This is a genomic window from Thioprofundum lithotrophicum, from assembly GCF_055387065.1.
Genome location: NZ_AP042379.1, coordinates 1,867,434 through 1,890,267 on the forward strand (window position 1 = coordinate 1,867,434; position 22,834 = coordinate 1,890,267).

14 protein-coding genes are annotated in these 22,834 nt (G+C 66.9%); 2 read left to right on the forward strand and 12 right to left on the reverse strand.

Going from position 1 to position 22,834, the window contains the following annotated elements; genetic code table 11:
* The 4 genes from ACZ5BH_RS08800 to ACZ5BH_RS08815 form a co-directional block, all read right to left on the reverse strand.
* Positions 1–1,173 (reverse strand): porin, encoded by a 1,173-nt coding sequence (locus tag ACZ5BH_RS08800; protein WP_464888880.1) that lies wholly within the window; start codon positions 1,171–1,173, stop codon positions 1–3.
* Positions 1,174–1,578: 405 nt separating this feature from the next.
* Positions 1,579–4,302, reverse strand: a complete 2,724-nt coding sequence (locus tag ACZ5BH_RS08805) for a cation-translocating P-type ATPase (RefSeq protein WP_464888881.1) — start codon at positions 4,300–4,302, stop codon at positions 1,579–1,581.
* Between the two features lie 14 nt (positions 4,303–4,316).
* The gene (locus ACZ5BH_RS08810; protein ID WP_464888882.1) at positions 4,317–4,733 is read right to left on the reverse strand and encodes a universal stress protein; all 417 of its coding nucleotides are present in this window, start codon (positions 4,731–4,733) and stop codon (positions 4,317–4,319) included.
* Positions 4,726–6,000: a cation:proton antiporter gene (locus ACZ5BH_RS08815; RefSeq protein WP_464888883.1), complete on the reverse strand. Its 1,275-nt coding sequence runs from the start codon at positions 5,998–6,000 to the stop codon at positions 4,726–4,728. The genes ACZ5BH_RS08810 and ACZ5BH_RS08815 overlap by 8 nt, the downstream gene beginning before the upstream one ends.
* Positions 6,001–6,191: 191 nt before the next feature.
* On the opposite strand from ACZ5BH_RS08815, the gene ftsH reads away from it, so the two are divergent.
* Both ftsH and ACZ5BH_RS08825 read left to right on the forward strand, forming a co-directional pair.
* Entirely contained in the window at positions 6,192–8,090 is a 1,899-nt protein-coding gene (ftsH, locus tag ACZ5BH_RS08820; RefSeq protein ID WP_464888884.1) for an ATP-dependent zinc metalloprotease FtsH, read from the forward strand.
* The gene (locus ACZ5BH_RS08825) at positions 8,087–8,500 is read left to right on the forward strand and encodes a phage holin family protein (protein WP_464888885.1); all 414 of its coding nucleotides are present in this window, start codon (positions 8,087–8,089) and stop codon (positions 8,498–8,500) included. Before ftsH ends, ACZ5BH_RS08825 begins: the two co-directional genes overlap by 4 nt.
* Positions 8,501–8,678: 178 nt before the next feature.
* Here the strand turns inward: ACZ5BH_RS08825 and ACZ5BH_RS08830 are convergent, their stop codons facing one another.
* The 8 genes from ACZ5BH_RS08830 to ACZ5BH_RS08865 all read right to left on the reverse strand — a co-directional run bounded on the left by ACZ5BH_RS08830 (position 8,679) and on the right by ACZ5BH_RS08865 (position 22,831).
* Positions 8,679–11,285 (reverse strand): plasma-membrane proton-efflux P-type ATPase, encoded by a 2,607-nt coding sequence (locus ACZ5BH_RS08830; protein ID WP_464888886.1) that lies wholly within the window; start codon positions 11,283–11,285, stop codon positions 8,679–8,681.
* Positions 11,282–12,616 (reverse strand): APC family permease, encoded by a 1,335-nt coding sequence (locus ACZ5BH_RS08835; protein WP_464888887.1) that lies wholly within the window; start codon positions 12,614–12,616, stop codon positions 11,282–11,284. The genes ACZ5BH_RS08830 and ACZ5BH_RS08835 overlap by 4 nt, the downstream gene beginning before the upstream one ends.
* A 283-nt stretch (positions 12,617–12,899) precedes the next feature.
* Positions 12,900–15,407 carry an alpha-glucan family phosphorylase gene (glgP, locus tag ACZ5BH_RS08840; RefSeq protein ID WP_464888888.1) on the reverse strand — a complete coding sequence of 836 codons (2,508 nt, stop codon included), beginning with the start codon at positions 15,405–15,407 and terminating at the stop codon, positions 12,900–12,902.
* A gap of 114 nt (positions 15,408–15,521) precedes the next feature.
* Positions 15,522–17,891 carry a phosphoketolase family protein gene (locus tag ACZ5BH_RS08845; RefSeq protein ID WP_464888889.1) on the reverse strand — a complete coding sequence of 790 codons (2,370 nt, stop codon included), beginning with the start codon at positions 17,889–17,891 and terminating at the stop codon, positions 15,522–15,524.
* Positions 17,888–19,087 (reverse strand): acetate/propionate family kinase, encoded by a 1,200-nt coding sequence (locus tag ACZ5BH_RS08850; RefSeq protein ID WP_464888890.1) that lies wholly within the window; start codon positions 19,085–19,087, stop codon positions 17,888–17,890. Before ACZ5BH_RS08850 ends, ACZ5BH_RS08845 begins: the two co-directional genes overlap by 4 nt.
* A 10-nt stretch (positions 19,088–19,097) precedes the next feature.
* Positions 19,098–20,345 (reverse strand): Nramp family divalent metal transporter, encoded by a 1,248-nt coding sequence (locus tag ACZ5BH_RS08855; protein ID WP_464888891.1) that lies wholly within the window; start codon positions 20,343–20,345, stop codon positions 19,098–19,100.
* A gap of 6 nt (positions 20,346–20,351) precedes the next feature.
* A complete protein-coding gene (tal, locus tag ACZ5BH_RS08860) occupies positions 20,352–21,440 on the reverse strand; it encodes a transaldolase (RefSeq protein ID WP_464888892.1) in 1,089 nt (362 codons plus the stop codon).
* A complete protein-coding gene (locus ACZ5BH_RS08865; RefSeq protein ID WP_464888893.1) occupies positions 21,437–22,831 on the reverse strand; it encodes an MBL fold metallo-hydrolase RNA specificity domain-containing protein in 1,395 nt (464 codons plus the stop codon). Before ACZ5BH_RS08865 ends, tal begins: the two co-directional genes overlap by 4 nt.
* Positions 22,832–22,834: the final 3 nt, after the last annotated feature.

Here is a 22,834-nt window from a genome sequence, read left to right on the forward strand (position 1 = left end):
TTAGAAGATCAGGTCGAAGCTGGCCGCCAGGATCAGGCCGGTATCGGACTGCAGGGGGCTGTCGAAGAGGCCGTATTTCGGCTGCCCCGCCAGACTTTCGGGCTTGGCCTGGGTGGCCTCGAACTTCAGCGCGGCGCCGTCGGCCACCTCGTAGCGCAGGCCGAGTGTCATGGAGGTCTGCTTGAGGGCCATGGTGCTCTCGGTCTTGCCTCGGTCCAGCTTGGCATAGGTGAAGTAGGGCAGGAAGTCGCCGAAGCGGTAGCCCAGGGTGGCATAGCCGGCCCGCTGATCGGGGAAGGCCATCTGCATGTCGGCCCGGTCTTCGGTATCCCGATCCACGAACTCCGCATAGGCCAGGAAGTTGTCAATGTCCACGATCACACCCACGCCGCCGAAGCTGCCGGAGACGTTGTACATGCCGAAGGCCGGCGCATCCACCTTGGTGCTCATGTAGCCGAGGCGGAACTTGACCGCATCGGTGCCGAAGGTGGCGTTGAAGCCGATCATGTTCTTGGTGTCGAAGTCGACTATCGTCCCCTTGGGGATATTATTGTTTGGATTGCTATCGTTGTTGAAGTAATCGGCTACGTTGGGCTGGACGACAGATTCGTTGCTGCCGTTGCCGCCGTAGATCTCGAACAGGAAGTCCATTCCTCCGCTGGTGGTGGTCTGGAACACGTAATCCAGTCCGTTGACCGCCTCGATGGGGTTGGTGCCATAGACTTCCAGTGGGGGAGAGACCCAGGGGTAGGCGTAACCCACTTCCTGGTATTCGGAAATCATGTAGAAGGGGCCCTTGTAGCGGCCGAAGCGCAGGCGGTTGCGGTCGTCGAAATGGTAGTCGATGTAGGCCCACTCCACCTTGGCATTGAAGTTGTCGTTGCCCCCGTAGGCTTCGATGATCACCGTGGTATTGATCTTCTCCGTCAGCTCGGCGTCGAACTGCATGCCAATGGTGGAGCCGTAGGTATTGAAGTCCACGTTGTCGGTGGCATAGCCGCCGGCATAGTCGGACTGTTGACCGGTGGTGTCGTCGTTGGCGGCATAGGTGGCCTTGACGGTCAGGTAGCCTGACAGTTCGACGCCCTCGATGGCCTGGGCGGTGCCGGCCAGGCCGGTCAGCAGCAGGCCGCCGGCGAGCAGGGCCGAGGGGATGCGGTGTGGGATTTTCATGGGTGTGGTCTCTCCAGGGTAGAACGGAAATCCGGAAACGGGTTTCGCCGTCGCCAGCCGGCAGGCGGTTCCGGGCGCCACGCCTGGGCCTGGCCTGCGGGCAGGTGAAGGGGCGCGGGGAACCGGCGGCAGGTGGCGAGGATCAGGACGCTGGGTGGGTCGACATGGCGAATTCTCCCGTTGCTGTGGTCAAGTCTGCAGGACGCCGCATTGTGTTTTTGGATTGTCGTGGCGGCGCCTGTGACTCCGGCGGCCGCAGGTTCCGGCCGGGAGTCGGCAACCGGCCTGGCCGGTGCCTGCGGATTCTGTCGTCTGGGGAACGTGACAGAATCGGCATCAACTATACGTCATTTTCAGTATGGATAAAAACCGCGAAACTTGTGTGTGACAAATGTCACCCAGTGTTCAGGCCGCGTGGACGGCCCGTCTGCGCCACCGCCACCATTTGTAGGCTTCGGTCAGCACGAACACCGGCGCGGCCACCAGGAGGAGCAGGCCCCAGTCCGTCCAGCCCAGTGGCACCGTGTGCAGGGCGAACTGCAGGAACGGCACGTAGACGGCGCACACCTGCAGGCCCACGGTGATGCCCCAGGCGGCCAGTACCCAGGGGTTGGAAAGATAGCCGACCACCGAGAGGGGTTCGCGCAGGGCGCGGAAATTGAACACGTTGAGTTTCTCCAGCAGGATGATGCCGGTGAAGGCCATGGTCTGGGCGCGCAGGACATCAGTCTCGCTGCCGCCGGCCAGGACATGGTGGAACAGCCAGAGGGTGGCCAGGCCGATGTAGCCGCCGAGGAGGGCGATCATCGCGATGCCGGTCCGATCGAGGATCGGCTGGCGCACCGGGCGGGGCGGGCGGCGCATGATGCCCTTTTCCGGCGGTTCCATGCCCAGGGCCACGGCGGTCATGCCGTCGGTGACCAGGTTCATCCAAAGGATCTGCACGGGCAGGAGGATCAGCGGGCCGCCGAGCAGGATGTTGGCCAGAATGGCCAGGACTTCGCCGGTGTTGGACGAGAGCAGGTAGCGCACGAACTTCTGGATGTTGTCGTACTGGCGACGCCCTTCTTCCACCGCCCCGATGATGGAGGCGAAGTTGTCGTCGGTCAGGATCATGTCGGCGGCGCCCTTGGCCACGTCGGTGCCGCGCTGGCCCATGGCGATGCCGATGTCGGCCTGCTTCAGGGCCGGGGCATCGTTGACCCCGTCGCCGGTCATGCCCACCACGTGACCGAGTTTCTGCAACAGGGTCACGATGCGCAGTTTGTTCTCGGGGGTGGTGCGGGCGAACAGCACGTGCCGGTCCCGCAGGATGGCCAGCAGGGCGTCGTCGTCCATTTGCCTGAGATCCCTACCGGTCAGGGCCCGATCGGCGTCGAGGCCGATGCGCCTGGCGATGGCCAGCGCCGTGGCGGCGGCATCGCCGGTGATCATGATGGTGCGGATGCCGGCCCGGGCGGCGGTGCGAATGGCCTCGGGCACTTCCGGCCGCGGCGGATCGAGGATCCCGACCACGCCCAGCAAGGTCAGTTCCTGCTCCACGGCATCGACCTCAAGCGGCAGGCCGGGCGGCAGTGTGCGGCGGGCCAGCGCCAGGGTGCGCAGGCCGCTTTCCGCCATCCGGGAATAGGCCTCGATGAAGGCCTGGCGATCGGCCTCGGTGAGGGGGCGCTCGTGCTCGCCATCGAGAAGACGGGTGCTGCGTTCCAGGATCACTTCCGGCGCCCCCTTGACGTGGGCGTGCAGGCCCGCGTCGGTGCGTTCGACGACGGTCATCCGCTTGCGTTCGGAATTGAACGAGAACTCGCTGACGATGCGCGATTCGGCGGGCGGGCTCAGCCAGGCCTTGCAGGCGGCGACCACCAGCGCGGCTTCGGTCGGCTCGCCGATCTGGTGCCAGCCCTGGTCGTCCCTGACCAGCCGGGCATGGTTGCAGAGCAGGCCGGTCTGCAGCAGGGCCAGCAGATCCGGGCGCTGGTGATAGTCGAGTTTGCGACCCTCGGCCTCGAAATGGCCGGCGGGGTCGTAGCCGATGCCGGTGACTTCGACCTCGCCCGCCGGCAGCCAGATCCGGCGGGCGGTCATCTCGTTCCGGGTCAGGGTGCCGGTCTTGTCGGTGCAGATCACGGTGGCGGCACCGAGCGTCTCGGCCGCCTGCAGGCGCCGCAGCAGGGCGCGGCGCCGCACCATGGCGCGCACCCCGAGGGCAAGCGTGATGGTGACCACGGCGGGCAGGCCTTCCGGCACCACCGCCACCGCCAGGGAGACGCCGGTCAGGAACATCTCCACCAGCGGTTTGCCCAGCAGCCAGCCGGCCAGCGCCACCCCGATGGAGATGGCGACCGAATAGATCCCCAGTTGCTTGCCCAGGATCGCCAGCTTGTGTTGCAGCGGGGTGGTTTCCGTGCCCACGGTCTGGGTCAGGTGGGCGATGCGACCGAACTCGGTGGCCATGCCGGTGGCCACCACCACGCCCCTGGCCACCCCGTTGGTCACGGCGGTGCCCATCCACGCCATGGACTGGCGTTCGGCCAGGGGCGCGTCTTCGCTCACCGGCTCGACCGCCTTGACTACCGACAGCGATTCCCCGGTCAGGGCCGATTCATCGATCTTCAGGTTCACGGCCTCGATCAGCCGCAGATCCGCCGGCACCCGATCCCCGATGGCCAGCAGGACGATGTCGCCCGGCACCAGGCGGCGGGCGTCGATCTCCTGTTCGCGGCCGTCGCGCAGCACCCGGCAGCGGGGCGCCAGCATCTGCTGCAGGGCCGCCAGCGCCCTTTCCGCCTTCCATTCCTGGACGAAACCCAGGATGCCGTTCAGCACCACGATGGCCAGGATGGTGAGGGTGTCGCCAAGCTCGCCAATGGCGAAGGCGATGGCCGCGGCCAGCAGCAGGATGAAGATGAGCACGTCGAGGAACTGGCGCAGCAGGACCGTATACCACGGGGGCTTGCGCACGGCCTGCAGGACGTTTTCCCCATATTGCGGCAACCGCTGCCGGACTTGCGAAGCGGAGAGGCCGCGCTGCGGATCGGTGTTGAGACGCTGCAGGACGGCTGTCACCGCCAGGGCATGCCAGGGACTTGTGTCGCCTTCCGGCCGGATCGTCTCGGGGCTGTCATGCATGCCGGCGGCGCCCTTCAGGATGGATCGGTGGCCAGGGGGATGACGAGCACCGGCCGCCGGGCCAGGGAGATGACGGCGCTGGTGGTGCTGCCGACATAGATCCGTTCCACCGTTTCGCGCTGGCGGCGGCCGAGCAGGATGGGCCCACTGTTCAGACGCTGGGCCACGGCCACGATGACGTCTTCGGGAAGGCCTTGTTCGATGTGCAGGTGCGCGTCGGGCAGGCCGGGAAGGCATTCCCGACACAGGGCTCGCAGGCGTTCCCGATGATGACGGCGATCCGCCTCGCCCAGCGGATGTTGCAGAACGTGCAGGACGTGCAGGGGCCAGTGACAGCGCGCGGCATGGCGGGCGGCGGCGCGGGCCAGCTCGCGGCTGCCGGCTTCCAGATCGAGACACAGGAGCAGGGGTGGCGAATCGGCGTCAGGCATGGAAGTCGTCCTTTGCGTGGTGAGAGGGCGCGGTGGTGGCGGCCGGCGGCTGCAGGGCCGTGCGCCAGCGACGCACCAGGAAAGAGAACAGGATCGGCACCAGGATGGTGGACAGGGAAGAGGCGGCCACCAGGGCGGTGAACAGATCCACGTCGATGAGGCCCGCATCCAGCAACAGCTTGGCGACGATGATTTCGGTGGTCAGCCGGGCATTGATGCCCACCCCGATGGTGCCGGCCTCCAGCCAGGTGATCTTGCCCATGGGCACCATGATGGCCACGCCGATCAGCTTGCCGACGAAGGCGGCCAGGAACAGCAGCACGGCCAGGGTCGGCGACGTGACGAGGCCCTCGAGATTGACGCTCAGGCCCACCCAGAAGAAGAACAGCAGGCCGAAGAAACCGTAGGTGATGGCGCGGATGGTCTGGGTGGTCTGTTCGCCCACCACGCCCAGGCTGTTGTAGACCGGACGCATGATGATGCCGCCGGTGATCGCGCCCACCACCATGCCCAGTTCGCCGTACTCGGCAAAACCGCCGAAACCGAAGACCACCAGCATGGACAGCAGGGTGAGATTGCGGGGCCGGCGCGGCAGCAGGCGCGAGAGCCAGGCGGCCAGCCAGCGGTAGCTCAGCCAGGCGGCCAGCACGAAGACCATGATGACGAGGATCAGGCGCAGCACTTCGTCCTCGATCAGGTTGCCCGCCAGGGTGGTGGCGACGGTCTTCTCGCCAATCCACACCGAGATGACGGCGATGAGAAACACCTCGATCACGTCGTCGAGCACCCCGGTACCCACGATGAAACGCCCCACCCGGGTGCGAATCAGGTTGAATTCGTCGAGGATCGGCACGATCACCGCTTCCGCCGTGGGCATCCGGGTCAGACCGATGACGAAGGCCAGCATCCAGCCATAGCCCATGGCCAGCATCACCAGCATGCCGAGCAGGAAGGGAAAGCTGGTATTGAGCACCGTCAGCCAGACGATGTCGCGGGAGAGCTTGCGCATCTCGCCCATGTCGATCTGCAGGCCGATGAAGAACAGCAGGAACAGCACGCCCAGGTTGGCCAGGAAGCCGAACACGGGATAGAGATCGGGCCCCAGCAGGAGGCTGTCGAGCGGGGTGTAGTGGGCAACCATGGCCACCGCCAGGGCACCGAGGATGCCGGGGATCCGGTAGCGGCTGAGCAGCGCGGCGAGCAGGTACGCGGCCCCCAGCAGCAGGGTGAGGGCCAGCAGGAGTTTTCCGACGAGGACTTCCGACACCGGTGGCTCCCGGGCGTGGAAAGGTTCAGCTTATTCCCTTTTCCGGTGGCCGGACAAGGGTGGGGTTGTCTGTGCGCCGCGTCGGGATTCGGTTACACTGCCAGGGTGTTTCCGGGGGCGGACACGACAGTCCGGCGGCGGTCCTCCCGCTGCCGCCTTTCGCACCCAGGTGATCCGACAGGAGTCTGGCCATGGCGATCCAGTCCAATTTCTCTCGCGGCGGCAAGAAGCCGGATCTGGAGATCAACAAGCCCGAGACCGCCCGCAAGTTCTGGCAGAACCCCTGGTTCATCTTCGCCCTCTATCTGGTCATGCTCTACGTGTTTCTGTTCGCCTGGCCGGAGCAGGGACAGAAAACCGAGGAGATCCCCTACAACCGGTTCCTTGCCGATCTGGAGCAGGGCAAGATCCGATCGGTAGTGATCTACGACCGGAAATACATCCGCGGCGAGTACAAGGAGGAAGGCCCCGCCGGCAAGCCGAAGACCTTCGTCACCGTGCCGCTGGACGATCTGCAACTGGCGGAAAAGTTCAAGCAGCACGGCGTGGACGTGAAGGTGCGCAAGGGGGACAACTGGCTGGCCCTGTTCTTCATGAACTGGGTGCTGCCCATCGCGCTGATCACCCTGTTCTGGATCTGGATCTCGCGGCGCATGGGCGGCGCGGGCAAGGGCTTCCTCAACCTGGGGCCGGGCAAGGTGCACATCCATCCCGACACCGGCCCCAAGGTCACCTTCGACGACGTGGCCGGGGTGGACGAGGCCAAGCAGGAGTTGCAGGAGGTCATCGAATTCCTCCGGGACCCGGAGAAGATCCAGAGCCTCGGCGGGCGCATGCCCAAGGGGGTGCTGCTGGTGGGGCCGCCCGGCACCGGCAAGACCCTGCTGGGCAAGGCGGTCTCGGGCGAGGCGGGCGTGCCCTTCTTCTACATCAGCGGCTCCGAGTTCATCGAAATGTTCGTGGGCGTGGGCGCCGCCCGGGTGCGGGATCTGTTCGACCAGGCGCGCAAGAACGCGCCCTGCATCATCTTCATCGACGAGCTGGACGCGGTGGGCCGCAGCCGCGGCATCGCCCCCGGGGGCGGCGGCAACGAGGAGCGGGAGCAGACCCTCAATCAGCTGCTGGTGGAGATGGACGGCTTCGATCCCTCCATCGGCGTGGTGGTGATGGCCGCCACCAACCGGCCGGAACTGCTCGACAAGGCGCTGCTGCGGGCCGGGCGCTTCGATCGGCAGATCGTGGTGGACAAGCCGGATCTGGAAGAGCGCGTGGCGATCCTGAAAATCCACGTACGCCGCCTGAAGCTGGGAGACGACGTGGATCTGCAGGTGATCGCCCAGCGCACGCCCGGCATGGTGGGCGCGGATCTGGCCAACATCTGCAACGAGGCGGCGATCATCGCCGTGCGCAACCGCCACACGGCGGTGCAGATGAGCGACTTCGAGGCGGCCATCGACCGGGTGCTGACCGGGCCCGAGAAGAAGCACCGGGCGATGCGCCCCGAGGAGAAGCGGCGGGTGGCCTTTCATGAATCGGGGCATACCCTGGTGGCGGAGACGGTGCCCACGGCCGAACCGGTACACAAGGTCTCGATCATTCCCCGCGGGGTGGCCGCGCTGGGCTATACCCTGCAGTTGCCGGTGAAGGAGAAGTTCCTCTCCACCGAGGATGAGCTGAAGGATCAGCTCGCCATCCTGCTCGGCGGCCGGGTGGCCGAGGAGCTGGTGTTCGGCGTGGTCTCCAGCGGTGCCGCCAACGATCTGGAACGGGCCACCGAGATCGCCCGCAGCATGGTCACCCAGCTTGGCATGAGTCCCCGGCTGGGGCCGCTGACCTGGGGCCGGGTTCACCGGGCCCTGTACCTCGAGACCGAGGCCACCGAAGAGCGCAATTACAGCGAGAAGATTGCCGAGCAGATCGATGCCGAGGTCAAGGGCCTGGTGGAAGAGGCCCAGCGCCGGGCGCGGGAGATCCTCGAGCGGCGGCGCAAGACCCTCGACGCCCTGGCGCAGCGCCTGGAGGAGAAGGAAGTGATCAGCGGTGACGAGGTGAAGGCGGTGATCCGGGAAGTGGAAGGGGCGTCCACATGATGGGGATCGGCTGGCTGTTCCTGTGGCTGGGCACCGTGGTCGGGCTGCTGGTCACCGTGCGCATCGTGCCCGGGATCCGGGTGCAAAATGGTGGCGCGCTGTTGCTGGCGGCGGTGATCCTGCTGCTGGCCAACTCCTTCGTCCGCCCCCTGCTGCTGTTGCTCACCCTGCCGCTCACGGTGCTTACCTTCGGTCTGTTCATCCTGGTGATCAACGCCCTGATGCTGATGCTCACCGCCGCCCTGGTGCCCGGCTTCGAGGTGCGGGGCTTCGGCGCGGCCCTGCTCGGGGCCCTGGTCATGGGGTTGCTGACCCTCCTGGGGCTGGTGCTGCTGGGCTGGCTGTTTCCGGAGCACGGCATGCTGGTGATTCGGATCATGCCGCCGCAGGGGCACGAGGTGCCGTTTTGAGGGGGTGTCTGACGCGGGCTGATTTTCGCGGCTTGTGCCGCTCCTACAGGTTGGGTTCATCGCGGCGAGGGCGCCGCGCCTACAACGAGAATGGTCGTGCCTTTTTCGTAGAAGCGGCGCCCTCGCCGTGATGGGGCAGCCCGCCTTGCCCCGCGCCTGACTGCGGTTTCCGGATCGTTCAGATCATCACGTTGGCCCGGTGCTTGCGATACCAGCGCAGCACGGCCATCTTCACCACGTCGTTGAAGGCGAACCAGGCCAGGGCATAGGCCCACATGGCCAGCGCCCATTTCCAGCCGATGGGGGTCATGAGGCCGAAGCCGTAGACGGCGATGATGGTGCCGGCCACCCGACTGGTGAAGGTGGAGACGAACAGGATCCAGGAGGGCCAGGGGCGCTTGAAGAACCAGTCGTCGATCCGGGTGTTGTAGATGGTGCCGTGGCCGGCCACCACCAGCTTGGCGAAGAACAGAGACTGGACGAAATCGATGGGCAGTTTCAGATAGATCATCACCAGCCAGAACAGGGTGAAGGAGGAGATGACGCCGGCAAAGCCCAGCCAGCCGGCCATCACCAGCACTTCGTGCATGTCCCAGCGGATGGGCTTGTTGCGGATCCGGGTGTTGTCGTAGGCGATGGCCAGGATGGGAATGTCGTTGAGCAGGGCCAGCACGATGATCATCAGGGCGGTGACCGGGTAGAACTGGAACACGCCGATGGCCAGGCCCATGAAGAAGATGATGCGGATGGTCTCGGCGATGCGGAAGATGGTGTAGCTCTGCATCCGTTCGAAGGTGATGCGGGCCTGCTGGATGGCCTCGAGGATCACGCCCAGGCCGGGGGCGGTGAGCACGATGTCGGCCGCGGCGCGGGCCGCATCGGTGGCGCCGCTGACGGCGATGCCGGCATCGGCCTTCTTCAGGGCCGGGGCGTCGTTGACGCCGTCGCCGGTCATGCCCACGATGTGCCCGGCCTTCTGCAGTTCGTCGACGATGAAGTACTTGTCTTCGGGGTAGACCTGGGCGAAGCCGTTGGCCTGCTCGATCTGGGCGATGATCTCCGATTCGTGGCGCTTGACCGTGCCGGCCGGCAGGGGGGCGTTGTCCAGTTCCTTGCGCACCTGCTTGACCACGGCGGCGGCCTGTTTTTCGATCTCTTCCTCCGGCGCGTCGTTTTTGAGCACCCCGAGCAGGGCCTTGGCCACCAGACGGGTGAGGAACAGGTATTCTTCGGTGCTCTGGCCCTTGAGCTCGCGCACGTCCTCGATGTGCTCGCCGATGTCGAGCAGGCGGGCGATGTAGCGGGCCACGGCCAGGTTGTCGCCGGTGACCATCTTCACCTCGACGCCCTGGGCCTTGAGGCGGGCGATGACCTCGCGGGAGTCGTCCCGCGGGGGATCGAACAGGGGGATGAGGCCCACGAAGGTGAAGGCGGCTTCCTCGCCACGCTGGATGGCCACGCCCAGGGTGCGGAACCCCTTTTCGGCGAAGTCTTCCACCTGCCGGTAGGCGGCGGCCTTGTCGAAATCCCTGTTGTGGCACAGCTCGATGATGACCTGCGGCGCCCCCTTGACGGCGACCAGATGCCCGCCCTGGTTGTCGCGCAGGATCCCCCGGGCCGACTTGCTCACGGGGTTGAAGGGGATGAACTTCTCCAGCCGATAGGTCTGCAGGCGCGGGCGCAGGCCGCGCTTGTCGAGCTCGGCGAAGATCGGCTCCTCGATGGGATCGTGGTTCTCCTCGCGGCTGGCGAGAGCGGCATACAGGTACAGATCGTCTTCGCCGAAGCCGGGCTGGAGATAGGGTTCGGCGAGACTCATGCGGTTCTGGGTGAGGGTGCCGGTCTTGTCGGAGCACAGCACGTCCACCCCGGCCAGTTCCTCGATGGCGTCCAGACGGCTGACGATGGCCTGTTTCCTGGCCAGCACCGTGGCGCCGATGGCCATGGTCACGGTGAGCACCGCCGGCATGGCGACCGGAATGGCCGATATGGTCAGTACCAGGGCGAAGATCAGCAGGTCGATCTCCGATTCGTGGCGGGACAGGCCCAGCAGCACGATGACGACGATGACCACGAGGGTCAGCAGGATCAGGAAATCGCCCACCTTGATGACCATCTTCTTGAAGTGGCTGCGGCCGGTCATCTCGGCCCGGGCCACCAGCCCCACGGTCTTGCCGAAACGGGTCTGGCTGCCGGTGGCGGTGACCACGGCGATCATCTCGCCCTGTTTGACGATGGTGTTGGCGAAGGCCGTGTCGCCGGCGGCCTTGTTGACCGGCAGCGACTCGCCGGTGAGCGCCGACTGATCGATTTGCAGAAACTCGCCGCCGGCAATCAGGCGCACGTCGGCGGGAATGATGTTGCCGATCTTGAGCTTGACGATGTCGCCCGGCACCAGTTCCGCGGCATCCACTTCCTGCCAGTGGCCCTCCCGCAGCACCAGGCTCTTGAGGGCCAGCTTGTTCTTGAGCACCGCGATGGCGTTGAGGGCCTTGGATTCCTGGTAGAAGTCCACGAAGGCGTTGACCAGGAGCATGACCAGGATGATGACGAAATCTTCCCAGCGCTGGGCCGCGGCCGACAGGACGCCGGCGGTTTCGATCATCCAGGGAATCGGCCCCCAGAAGCGGGCCAGCAGGCGTTGCCACCAGGTTTTCTCCTTCGCTTCGATCCGGTTCAGGCCGTACTGCTGCTGGCGGCGGCGGACCTCTTCCGCCGACAGGCCCTGTTCCGGATCCGTGTGCAGCTTTTCAAGGGTTTCCTTGACAGTGGCGGGAATGTTCATGGCGTGACTCTCTGGGCGGATGGGGTGGAATCGTTCGGCCCGCGCCGTTGCAGGCGCCGGCGGGTGAGGCGGAAATAGACGGCTTCGGTGAGCAGGCTGCCGGCCAGCACCAGCGCGGTGCCGGCAAAGGCGGTGCGATCGGTCTGCCACTGGTAGCGCAGCAGCAGGCCGAATACCCCCAGCACCACCAGGAAGCCGAGGGCGATGACCAGGCGGCTGCCGCCGTATTGGGGTTGCAGGCGCCAGTGGGCGGCGAGCACGAACAGGTAGATGACGATGAACACGGAGCTGGTGATGGAGGCGATGCCGTTGAGGTTGAACAGCAGGGCGAAGACGATGCCGAGGCCGGCGGTGATGTACAGGCCCTCCACGGAGCCGAACCAGAGCTTGCGATCGAAGGCCGCCGGCAACACGCCGTCACGGGCCAGGGCGTAGGCCACGTTGGCCCCGCCGTAGAGGGTGGCGTTGAGGGCCGAGGCGATGGAGAACAGGGCGCCCCAGCTCACCAGCAGGTAACCGCCGTTGCCGAGGAAGGGCTTCGCTGCCTCGGCCAGGGCGTAGTCCTGGGCCCGGATCAGCTCGGCCAGGGGCAGGTTGCCGATGGCGACCACCGCCACCAGGATGTAGACCACGCTCACGATCAGGATGCTGAGGTAGATGGCGCGGGACACGTTGCGCCGCGGATTGCGCATGTGCTCCGAGGCGTTGGTCACCAGGCCGAAGCCCATGTAGGAGAGGAAGAAGACGGCCGTGGCGTCGAGGATGCCGCGCACGCCCGGCCCGTCGAAATGGGGCAGGATCCGCTGCGGCTGGATGGTCCAGATCCCCAGGGCCACGAACAGCAGCAGCACGCCGAGCTTGATGGCCACGATCCAGAACTCGGCCCGGCCCACGCTGGCCGAGCCCATCACGCCCAGGGCGGTGAAGGCGAGCACCACCGCCACCTCGACGATGCTGGCCAAGCCGGGCGTGGCCGGCCCCGGCAGCAGGGGCAGGAAATACCCGGCGAAACCCTTGGCGAACAGGGCGATGGAGATGACGTAGGTGAACCAGAACAGGAAACTCAGCGCCCCCGTCAGCAGGTTGGCACCGAAGGCGCGGATGATGAACTCCATGGGCCCCGCGTCCGAAACGATGCGGCTGCCGAGCCAGGCATAGGAATAGGCCACCAGCAGGGCCACCAGCCCCGAGATCACGAACACCAGCGGCAGGTTCGGCCCGGCCACCTTCGCCCCCAGGCCGAAGATGGAAAAGATGCTGGCACCGATCATGGTGCCCACGGCCAGGGCAACGGTCTGGATCAGGTTCAGTTTGCCGCGTTCTTCGTTCATGTCCGCTTTCCGTTCAGGCCCTTGGCAGTCTGCCGGCAGTGCACTGCGCTGTCCTTGATGCCGGGCAATTCGTTACAACGCTTTTCTCATTCCTCGTCTCAGCATGTAGGCCGGCTCAAGCGCAGCGGAGCCGGCATTTCGCAGGCCCCGGCTTGTCAGTTCCGCTGCGCTTGAGCCGACCTACGATCTGCAGGTTGTGCCATGCCCCGTCCTTGACGCCGGGCACTCCGGGATGGCGCCCTGCCTCGTCCCTCGTCCCTCGTCCCTCGTCCCTCGTCCCTCCTCAGTGCTGCCAGAGTATGGCTTCGCATTCGAGCGGCACCACCGCTTCCGGGTGCCAGGGAATGATCCGCACCGTATAGTCGCCTGCCGGGCGCTGGGCGGGGAGGGTGATTTCGTAGCGCCAGCCGTTGATGGCGCCGGCCAGGCTTTCCATGCGGGTCAGGGGATGGCGTTCGGGCGCGGTGTGGCCGGGCAGGGGTTCGGCGTACAGCTCCACCCGCACGCTGTCCGGGTCGAGATCGTCGAGATAGACCTGGGCTTCGAAATGCAGGGCCCGTTCGTCGGCGCGGATCGTCACGTTGCCGAAGTGGATGGCCGGCCAGTGGGTGGTGATGCGGTGCCGCCAGGCACACAGTTCCCGGGCCAGGCGGGCGCCGTTCGCCTGGCGCCGGGCCGTGGCTTCGGCCATGGGCAGATAGAAGTCTTCCACGTATTCGCGCAGCATGCGGTTGGTGGAGAACACGGGGGTCAGTTCGGCCATGGAATGGCGCACCTTGCGCACCCAGTCCTCGGGGATCCCCTGGGGGTTGCGCCGGTAGAAGGCGGGGATGATCTCCTGTTCCAGGCGGGTATAGAGTTCTTCGGCCTCGTGCGCGTCCCAGGCCGGATCGGCGTCGTGTTCCCGGCCGTCGCCCAGGGCCCAGCCCACGTGCGGGCACCAGGCCTCGGCCCACCAGCCGTCCAGCTCCGAGACGTTGAGCCCGCCGTTGACCAGCACCTTCATGCCCGAGGTGCCGCAGGCTTCCCAGGGCCGGCGGGGGGTGTTGATCCACACGTCCACGCCTTCCACCAGGTGATCGGCGGTGAGCAGATCGTAGTCCACCAGGAACACCACGCGGCGCTGCAGATCGTGGCGGCGGATGAAGTCGATCCACTGGCGGATCATGGCCTGGCCTTCGGCGTCGCGGGGATGGGCCTTGCCGGCCAGCACCAGTTGCACGGGCTGGTCGATGCGGGTCAGCAGGCTCACCAGCCGTTGCGGGTCGTGCAGCAGCAGGTTGGGCCGCTTGTAGGCGGCGAAGCGGCGGGCGAAGCCCAGGGTGAGCACGTTGGGATCGAGCAGATCGTCCGTTTCGGTCTGGATGATCTGGCGGCCCGGCTGGCGTTGGCGGATCCAGCGGATCAGGCGCAGGCGGTTGCGGCTGCGCATCTCCCACAGGCGTTCGTCGGGCAGGGCGAGGATGGCCTCGCGCAGTTCGGCCAGCTCCTCCCGCCAGCGTTCCTTGCCGCAGGCTTCGGTCCACAGGCGATCCGATTCGGGCGAGTCCCAGCTCGAGACGTGGATGCCGTTGGTCACATGCCCCACCGGCACTTCGCGGGTCGGCCAGCGGGGAAACAGGGACTGGAACAGGCGCCGGCTGACCTCGCCATGCAGGCGGCTGACGCCGTTGACCGCGCCGCTGCCGTGAATGGCCAGCCAGGCCATGTTGAAAGGCTCGTGGCGGGCTTCGGGCCGGCTGCGGCCGAGCGGCAGGAGGCGGTGCACCTCGAGCCCGGCGCGTTCGGCCCAGGGCGCCAGGTAGTGGGCCACCAGATCCGGATCGAAGCGGTCGAAGCCGGCGTCCACCGGGGTGTGGGTGGTGAAGAGGTTGCCGCGCCGGGTGGCAGTGAGGGCGGTTTCGAAGTCCACGCCCCGTTCGGCCATGCAGGCCCGGGCCCGTTCCAGCACGGCGAAGGCGGCATGGCCTTCGTTGAGGTGGCACACCGGCGGGGCCAGGTTCAGCCGCGCGAGCAGGCGCAATCCGCCGATGCCGAGCACCAGTTCCTGCTGCAGGCGCAGTTCCGGGCCGCCGCCGTACAGTTCGCTGGTGATGCCCCGATCGGCCGGATCGTTGAGGGGATCGTTGCTGTCGAGCAGATAGAGGGGGATGCGTCCCACCTGGGCCTGCCAGGCGCGCAGGCGCAGTTCCCGCCCCGGCAGTTCGAGGACGATGCTCAGCCATTCCCCGTCGGCGCCGCGCACCGGGTGGATGGGCAGCAGCGAGGGATCGTTGAAGGGATAGAAGGCCAGTTGCTCGCCGCGATCGTTGAGGGCCTGGCGAAAGTAGCCCTGCTGGTAGAGCAGGCCCAGGGCCACCAGCGGCACGCCCAGCTCGGAGGCGGTCTTGAGGTGATCGCCGGCCAGCACGCCCAGGCCGCCCGAGTACAGCGGCAGGGCTTCGCTGAGGCCGTATTCCATGCAGAAGTAGGCCACCAGGGGCGTCTCGCGCCCACCGTGCTTGCGCCCGTACCAGCCTTCGCCGGCCAGGGCCGTGCGCTGTTCCTCGCGCAGGTCCTGGAGCAGCCGGCGAAAGTCCGCATCCTGCGCCAGTTCCTCGAGGCGCCGGCGGCTGACCGTCTGCAGGATCAGCCAGGGGTTGCGGGTGTGCCGCCACAGGGTTTCGTCGATGCGGCGCCACAGGCGATCCGCGGTGTGGCTCCAGGACCAGCGCAGATCCAGCGCCAGCAGGCGCAGATCGGCCAGTTCCTTCGGCAGATCCGGGCGCAGTTCATAGGGCGAGGGGTTCATGCGCGTTTCCTCCGTATGCCTGGTCGGTCATCGATTTCGTCCAAATGGCCGGATCGCCCTCGCGAGCGCGTGCCTCTCTTCTCGTGCAGCCGAACGGGAATTCGGCGCCGGCATTCATCCCTTCCATTTCCATTCGCGGATCTCCGGCATGTCTTCGCCGTGGGTGGTGATGTATTCGCGGTGTTCCACCAGCCTGTCGTGCATGTGCTGGTGGATGTGGCCGGCGCGGTCGCGCAGGGCCGGTACCCGGTCGGCCACGTCCATCACCAGGTGGAAGCGATCCAGATCGTTGCGCACCACCATGTCGAAGGGGGTGGTGGTGGTGCCTTCCTCCTTGTAGCCGCGCACGTGCAGGTGGGCGTGGAAGGCGCGGCGGTAGGTGAGCCGGTGGATCAGCCAGGGATAGCCGTGGAAGGCGAAGATCACCGGTATGTCGGTGCCGAACAGGGCGTCGAACTCGGCGTCGGGCAGGCCGTGGGGATGTTCTTCTTGCGGTTGCAGGGTCATCAGGTCCACCACGTTGATCACGCGGATCTTCAGCTCGGGCGCCAGGCGGCGCAGCAGATCCACGGCCGCCAGGGTTTCGATGGTGGGCACGTCGCCGCAGCAGGCCATCACCACGTCGGGCTTGCCGTGCTGATCGTTGCTGGCCCATTCCCAGATCCCGATCCCGGCGCTGCAGTGCTTGATGGCGGCGTCCCGATCCAGCCATTGGGGCTCGGGCTGCTTGCCGGCCACGATCACGTTCACCAGGTTGCGCGAGTTGAGGCATTCGTGGGCCACGTAGAGCAGGGAATTGGCGTCGGGCGGCAGATACACGCGCACGATGTCGGCCTTCTTGTTGACCACGTGATCGAGGAAGCCCGGATCCTGGTGCGAGAAGCCGTTGTGATCCTGACGCCAGACGTGGGAGGTGAGGAGAATGTTGAGCGAGGCGATGTCGGCCCGCCAGGGGATTTCGCGGCACACCTTCAGCCACTTGGCGTGCTGGTTGAACATGGAATCCACGATGTGGATGAAGGCCTCGTAGCAGGAGAAGAAGCCGTGCCGGCCGGTGAGCAGATAACCCTCCAGCCAGCCCTGGCAGGTGTGTTCGGACAGGATTTCCATTACCCGGCCGTCGGCTGCCAGGTGATCGTCGTAAGCCAGCCGCTTCGCCATCCAGGCCCGGTCGGTCACCTCGAACAGGGCCGAGAGGCGGTTGGAGGCCGTCTCGTCGGGACCCATGACACGGAAGTTGGCCGGCTCGGCGTTGAGCTTCATCACATCGCGCAGGTATTGCCCGAGCACGCGGGTGGCCTCGCCGGGCTGGGCGCCGGGCTGTTCCACCGCCAGCATGTAGTCACGGTAGTCGGGCAGGTGCAGGGGCTTGAGCAGCAGGCCGCCGTTGGCGTGGGGGTTGGCGCCCATGCGCCGCTCGCCCTCGGGGGCGAGGGCGGTCACCTCCGGGCGCGGCGCGCCCCGTTCGTCGAACAGTTCCTCCGGCCGGTAACTCTTCATCCAGCGCTCGAGGAGGCGCAGATGCGCGGGCGTGGTGACGTCGGGGATCGGCACCTGGTGGGCGCGCCAGTAGTCTTCCACCTTCAGGCCATCCACTTCCTTCGGGCCGGTCCAGCCCTTGGGCGTGCGCAGGATGATCATTGGCCAGCGGGGCAACGGCGTCGGGCCGTCGCGCCGTGCCCGCGCCTGGATGTCGCGGATCGCGTCGAACGCCGTCTCGAGGGTGGCGGCCAGTTGTCGGTGCACCGCTGCCGGTTCGTCGCCGGCCACCACGAAAGGATGGTAGCCGTAGCCTTCGAACAGGCGGATCAGTTCGGCTTCGTCGATGCGGGCCAGCACGGTGGGGTTGGCGATCTTGTAGCCGTTGAGGTGCAGCACCGGCAGTACGGCGCCGTCGCGGGCCGGGTTGAGGAACTTGTTGGAATGCCAGGCGGTGGCCAGGGGGCCGGTTTCGGCCTCACCGTCGCCCACCACGCACAGGGCCACCAGATCCGGGTTGTCGAACACCGCGCCGAAGGCGTGGGCCAGGGAATAGCCCAGCTCGCCGCCTTCGTTGATGGAGCCGGGCGTCTCCGGCGCGCAGTGGCTGGGCACGCCGCCGGGGAAGGAAAACTGGCGGAACAGGCGGCGCAGGCCTTCCCGATCCTGCGAGACGGCGGGATAGCGTTCGCTGTAGGTGCCCTCCAGCCAGGTGCTGGCCACCAGCGCGGGCCCGCCGTGGCCGGGCCCGGTGATGAAGATGGCGTTCAGATCCCGTTGCCGGATCAGCCGGTTCATGTGCGCGTAGAGCAGGTTCAGCCCGGGGGTGGTGCCCCAGTGGCCGAGACGCCGCGGCTTGATGTGTTCGGGCTTCAGGGGTTCTTCCAGCAGCGGATTGTCGAGCAGGAAGATCTGTCCGGCCGAGAGGTAGTTGGCGGCCCGCCACCAGGCGTCGAGCCGGGCGAGTTCCGCGTCGGAAAGAGAGGGGGGCGCCGTTTCGTTCATGGGGATTCTCCGGGGGCGGTCGCGGTGAGCAGGCTGCGGGTGTGGTGGGCGATCTGGTGTTCTTCGTCGGTGGGGATGACCCACACCGAGACGGGGCTGTCGGGCAGGCTGATCCGGGCACGGTTTTCGGCATTGGCCTCGGCGTCGAGCTGCAGGCCGAGCCAGTGGGCCTCGCGCACGATGCGCTCGCGCACGAGGGGGGCGTTCTCGCCGATCCCGGCGGTGAACACCAGGGCGTCGAGGCCGCCGAGCACCGCAGCCAGGGAGGCGATGGCGCGGTGCACGTGATGCACGAAATAGTCGATGGCTTCGGCCGCCTCGGGGCGGGGGTCGTGCAGCAGTTCGCGCATGTCGCCGCTGATCCCCGACAGGCCCAGTAGGCCGCTGCGGTGATTGAGCAGGTCTTCCACCGCGGCGGGATCGAGCCCCGCCTGGCGCTGCAGCCACAGCGGGATCCCCGGATCGAGCTGGCCGGGGCGGGTGGCCATGGGCACGCCGTCCAGGGGGGTGAAGCCCATGGTGGTGGCCTGGCTGCGACGTCGGTGCAGGGCGCAGAGACTGGCGCCGTGGCCCAGGTGGGCGACGATCACCCGCCCGTCGGCCGCCGCCCCCAGCAGGGCAGGCAGGCGGCCGGCGATGTATTCGTAGGACAGGCCGTGAAAGCCGTAACGGCGCACGCCCCGGGCATGCCATTCCCGGGGCAGGGCATAGCATTGTTCGCGCAGGGGCAGGCCGTGATGGAAGGCGGTGTCGAAACAGGCCACCTGGGGCAGATCCGGGCGCAGCCGTTGCAGCTGTTCGATGCCGGCCAGATTGTGGGGCATGTGCAGTGGCGCCAGAGAGACCAGTTCGCGCAGGTCCTGCAGCACCGCCGCATCGATTCGCCGGGGGCCGGAGAAGCGCGGCCCGCCATGCACCACCCGGTGGCCGGCGGCCGCAAGGCGCAGGCCCGGATAGCGTTCCGCCAGCCATTCGAGCAGGGCCGCAAGGGCCTCTTCCGGCGTGCGCGCCGGGCTGGGCCGTTCCCGGGGCGCCGGTTCGTCTCCCCGCTGCACGACGAAACGGGCCGCGCCGTCCAGATCCCGGAACTGGCCCCGGGCCAGCCGGGCCGGCGCGGTGGCGCCGGCCCGGTAGAGCCCGAACTTGAGGCTCGATGAACCGGCGTTGAGCACCAGCAGCAGATCGTCCGGCTTCATGTTGGCGTCCTCATGCCGTGAGCATCTGCCAGAAAAGGGCCAGGGTCAGGCCCGAGGTGGCCAGCAGGGTCAGCGCGATCAGGGCATTGGACAGGCGGCCATTGACGTAACGGCCCATCAGTTGCCGATCGTTGGCCAGACGCAGGACGATGATGAGCAGCAGGGGCAGCAGCATGCCGTCGAGCACCTGGGAATAGTAGAGGGCATCCACCGTGGACAGGGGGGACATCTCGATGAGATCGCCCACCAGCATCGAGCCGAGGAAGACCAGATAGAAGCCCTTGGCGTCGCTGATCCGGTTGTCCATCCCCGCCCGCCAGCCGAAGGCATCGGCCACCGCGTAGGCCGTGGAGCCGGCCAGTACGGGAATCGCCAGCAGGCCCGAGACGATGATGCCCAGGGCGAACAGCAAAAAGGCATGATGGGCGGCCACCGGTTGCAGGGCCGAGGCGATTTCCGGCAGCGTGCGGGGCAGGACCGGCTGGCCGTGCAGCATGACCGCGCCGCTGAGGATGATGCAGTAGGCCAGCAGATTCGAGTAGCTCATGCCGAGCAGTGTATCGGTGGAGACGCTGCGCGCCTGGACCACGGTGTTGTGTTCCTCCCGTTCCTCGGCGGCCTGCCAGAACAGCAGATAGGGGGAGATGGTGGTGCCCAGCAGGCCCAGGGCGGCCAGCAACCAGACGGTGTTGCCCTCGAGGCGCGGCACGAAGGTGTTTTCCAGCACGACCAGCAGATCCGGTCTGGCCAGGAACACGTTGACCACGTAGATCCCCAGTACCAGGGTGAGGAACAGCAGAACCCGCTTGATGGTGCGATAGGAATGGTACATCACCAGGTAGGCGACGAGCGCCGTCAGCGGGATCAGCAGATGGATGGGCGGCAGGTCGGTGAGGATGCCCAGCACCGTGGCCAGGGCCTGCAGATCGGCCCCGATGGTCAGGGTGTTGGCGGTGGCCAGGATGCCGACCATGACGAGGGTGGTGCGCCGGGAATACAGTCGTGTGGTCAGTTCCGGCAGGCTCTTGCCCGTGACGATGGCGATCCGGGCGATGGCGCCCTGCACCGCGATCATCATGGGGGTGGTCAGCAGCAACAGCCAGAGCTGGCTGAAGCCGGTGCTGGCGCCCACCAGGGTATAGGTGACGATGCCCGCCGGATCGTCGCCCGCGCCCCCCGTGATCAGGCCCGGCCCCAGGGCGCCGAGCCGCCGCCGGGATGGGCGGGCGGTGGGAGAGGCGTCGGCTTGCCGGTCCATGGTCGTTCACTTTCCCTCCAGCGCGTTGAGCAGTTGTTCCCAGGCGGACTGGAACTTGGCCAGGCCCTCCTGCTCAAGGCGGGCGGCCATGGCCGCGAAGTCGATGCCCACCGCACCGAGGGCCTCGAGGATCTGTTCCGGATCCTCGTCGGGATTTTCCAGGCGCAGGGCGGGCTGGCCGTGATCCCGGTAGGCGTCGATGGTCGGCAGGGGCAGGGTGGTGACGGTGAGCGGACCGATCAGGGCGTCGACGTATTTCACGTCGGAATAGGCGGGATTCTTGGTCGAGGTGCTGGCCCACAGAGGCCGCTGGACGATGGCCCCGTCGATGATCAGCTGTTCCCAGGCCGAGGTGGCCAGGCGCTTGCGGAATTCCCGGTAGGTGGCCCGGGCCGCGGCCACCGCGATCCGGCCCTGCAGGCGGCGCGCGTCCGGATGGGCGTCGGCCCTTTCCTCGAGCAGCCGGTCGGCCAGGGTTTCGATGCGGCTGACGAAGAAACTGGCCACCGAGGCCACGTTGTCCACCGGCAGGCCGGCCGCGGCCCGTTCGGCAATGCCGGCCTGCCAGGCGAGCGCCACCTGGGCATAGCGGCGGGGACTGAAGATCAGGGTGGCATTGACGTTGACCCCTTCGGCGAGCAGGCGGCGGATGGCCACCAGGCCGGCGTCGGTGGCCGGGATCTTGATCATGACGTTGGGGCGTTCGAGGCGCTGCCACCAGCGCAGGGCTTCGCGCACCGAGCCGTCGGCATCGTGGGCCAGGGCCGGATCGATCTCCAGGCTCACGTAGCCGTCGAGCCGTCCCGATTCCTCGTACACGGGGCGCAGGTGATCGGCGGCCAGCCGGAAGTCTTCCTGCATCAGGGCCTCGTAACGCGCCAGGCCGCTGTCGCAGGCAGGGGGCAGGCGCTCGATGCGCTGGCGATAACCGGGGTGTTCGAGAACGGCCCTGGCCAGGATGGCGGGGTTGGAAGTGAGGCCGCAGATCCCGTCTTCGCGCATCAGGCGTGGCAGATCCTGCTCCAGCAGATCACGGTGCAGGTCGTCCAGCCAGGGGCTCTGCCCGAGGGCCTTGAGCTGGCGCAGGCGATTCACAGCGGCAGCTCCGTGTCGAGGCCGGGCATGAGCACCTCGGTATCGTGCAGGTGTTGCGCGAAGTGCTGCATGACGTCTTCCTCCCCGTGCACCAGCACGGTGTGTTCGCGACCGTCGATCCGTCGGTACCAGCTTAGCAGTTCGTCGCGATCGGCGTGGGCCGAAAAGCCGCCGATGGTATGGATGCGGGCCCGCACCGGGATCTCCTCATGGAAGATGCGCACCGTTTCGGCGCCATCGATGATGCGCCGGGCCAGGGTGCCGCGGGCGGCATAGCCGACGAAGATGACGCTGGAGTCATGGCGCCAGAGGTTGTGCTTCAGATGATGGCGTACCCGCCCGCCGGTGCACATCCCGGAGCCGGCCATGATGACAGCGCCCCCGCCGATGTTGTTGAGGGCCATGGACTGGGCCGTTTCGCGGGTGAAGTGCAGGCCTGGCAGGTGGAAGGGATCCTGGCCGTTGCGGAACAGCGTGGCCGTCTTCTCGTCGTAACATTCGGGGTGGCGTTCGAAGATCTCGGTGGCGGAGATGGCCATGGGCGAGTCGAGGAAGACCTGCATGCTGGCCGGCAGGCGGCCGCTTTCCACGCCCTCACGCAGGTAGTAGAGGATCTCCTGGGCCCGTTCCAGGGCGAAGGTGGGGATCACCACGTTCCCGCCACGGCGGAAGGTGTCCTCGATGGCCGTGTACAGTTCATCCACGGAGGGTTGCAGTTTCTTGTGCAGGCGATCCCCGTAGGTGGTTTCCATCACCACCACGTCGGCCTGGGGCGGGGGTTCGGGATCCCGCAGCAGGGTGTGGCCGGAATAGCCCAGATCGCCGGAGAAGAGCACCGTTCGCCGCCGGCCGCCTTCTTCCAGCTCGAGCAGGATGCTGGCCGAGCCGAGGATGTGTCCGGCATCGAAAAAGGTGGCGCGGATGCCGGGCGCGATGTCCAGCGGTTTGCGGTATTCGGCGCGGCGGCCGAAGAAGTCCATGCTGTTGAGGGCATCGAGTACCGTGTACAGGGGGGGCACCGCGGTGGCGTGGCGTCCGTGGTGGCGGGCGGCCTTGCGGGAACGGTATTCGGCTTCCTCTTCCTGCAGATGGGCCGCGTCGAGCATCACCAGGCGGGCCAGTTCGCGGCTGGCGGCGGTGGTGATGATTTCGCCCCGGAAGCCCCGTTTGGCGAGCAGGGGGATGCGTCCGCAATGATCCAGATGGGCGTGGGTCAGGAGCAGGAAGTCGATGCTCTCGGCGGCAAAGCCAAAGGGTTCGGCATTCTCCTCGTCGAGTTCCCGGCCGCCCTGGAACATCCCGCAGTCGACGAGCAGGCGTGTGCCGTTGCATTCGACCAGGTGACAGGAACCGGTCACCTCGCGATCCGCGCCGTGGAAGGATAGCTTCATCGT

Coding starts and splice junctions, on each gene's coding strand:
- ACZ5BH_RS08800 (WP_464888880.1), bottom strand. CDS start 1,173: ATGAAAATCCCACACCGCATCCCCTCGGCCCTGCTCGCCGGCGGCCTG.
- ACZ5BH_RS08805 (WP_464888881.1), bottom strand. CDS start 4,302: ATGCATGACAGCCCCGAGACGATCCGGCCGGAAGGCGACACAAGTCCC.
- ACZ5BH_RS08810 (WP_464888882.1), bottom strand. CDS start 4,733: ATGCCTGACGCCGATTCGCCACCCCTGCTCCTGTGTCTCGATCTGGAA.
- ftsH (WP_464888884.1), top strand. CDS start 6,192: ATGGCGATCCAGTCCAATTTCTCTCGCGGCGGCAAGAAGCCGGATCTG.
- ACZ5BH_RS08825 (WP_464888885.1), top strand. CDS start 8,087: ATGATGGGGATCGGCTGGCTGTTCCTGTGGCTGGGCACCGTGGTCGGG.
- ACZ5BH_RS08830 (WP_464888886.1), bottom strand. CDS start 11,285: ATGAACATTCCCGCCACTGTCAAGGAAACCCTTGAAAAGCTGCACACG.
- ACZ5BH_RS08835 (WP_464888887.1), bottom strand. CDS start 12,616: ATGAACGAAGAACGCGGCAAACTGAACCTGATCCAGACCGTTGCCCTG.
- glgP (WP_464888888.1), bottom strand. CDS start 15,407: ATGAACCCCTCGCCCTATGAACTGCGCCCGGATCTGCCGAAGGAACTG.
- ACZ5BH_RS08845 (WP_464888889.1), bottom strand. CDS start 17,891: ATGAACGAAACGGCGCCCCCCTCTCTTTCCGACGCGGAACTCGCCCGG.
- ACZ5BH_RS08850 (WP_464888890.1), bottom strand. CDS start 19,087: ATGAAGCCGGACGATCTGCTGCTGGTGCTCAACGCCGGTTCATCGAGC.
- ACZ5BH_RS08855 (WP_464888891.1), bottom strand. CDS start 20,345: ATGGACCGGCAAGCCGACGCCTCTCCCACCGCCCGCCCATCCCGGCGG.
- ACZ5BH_RS08865 (WP_464888893.1), bottom strand. CDS start 22,831: ATGAAGCTATCCTTCCACGGCGCGGATCGCGAGGTGACCGGTTCCTGT.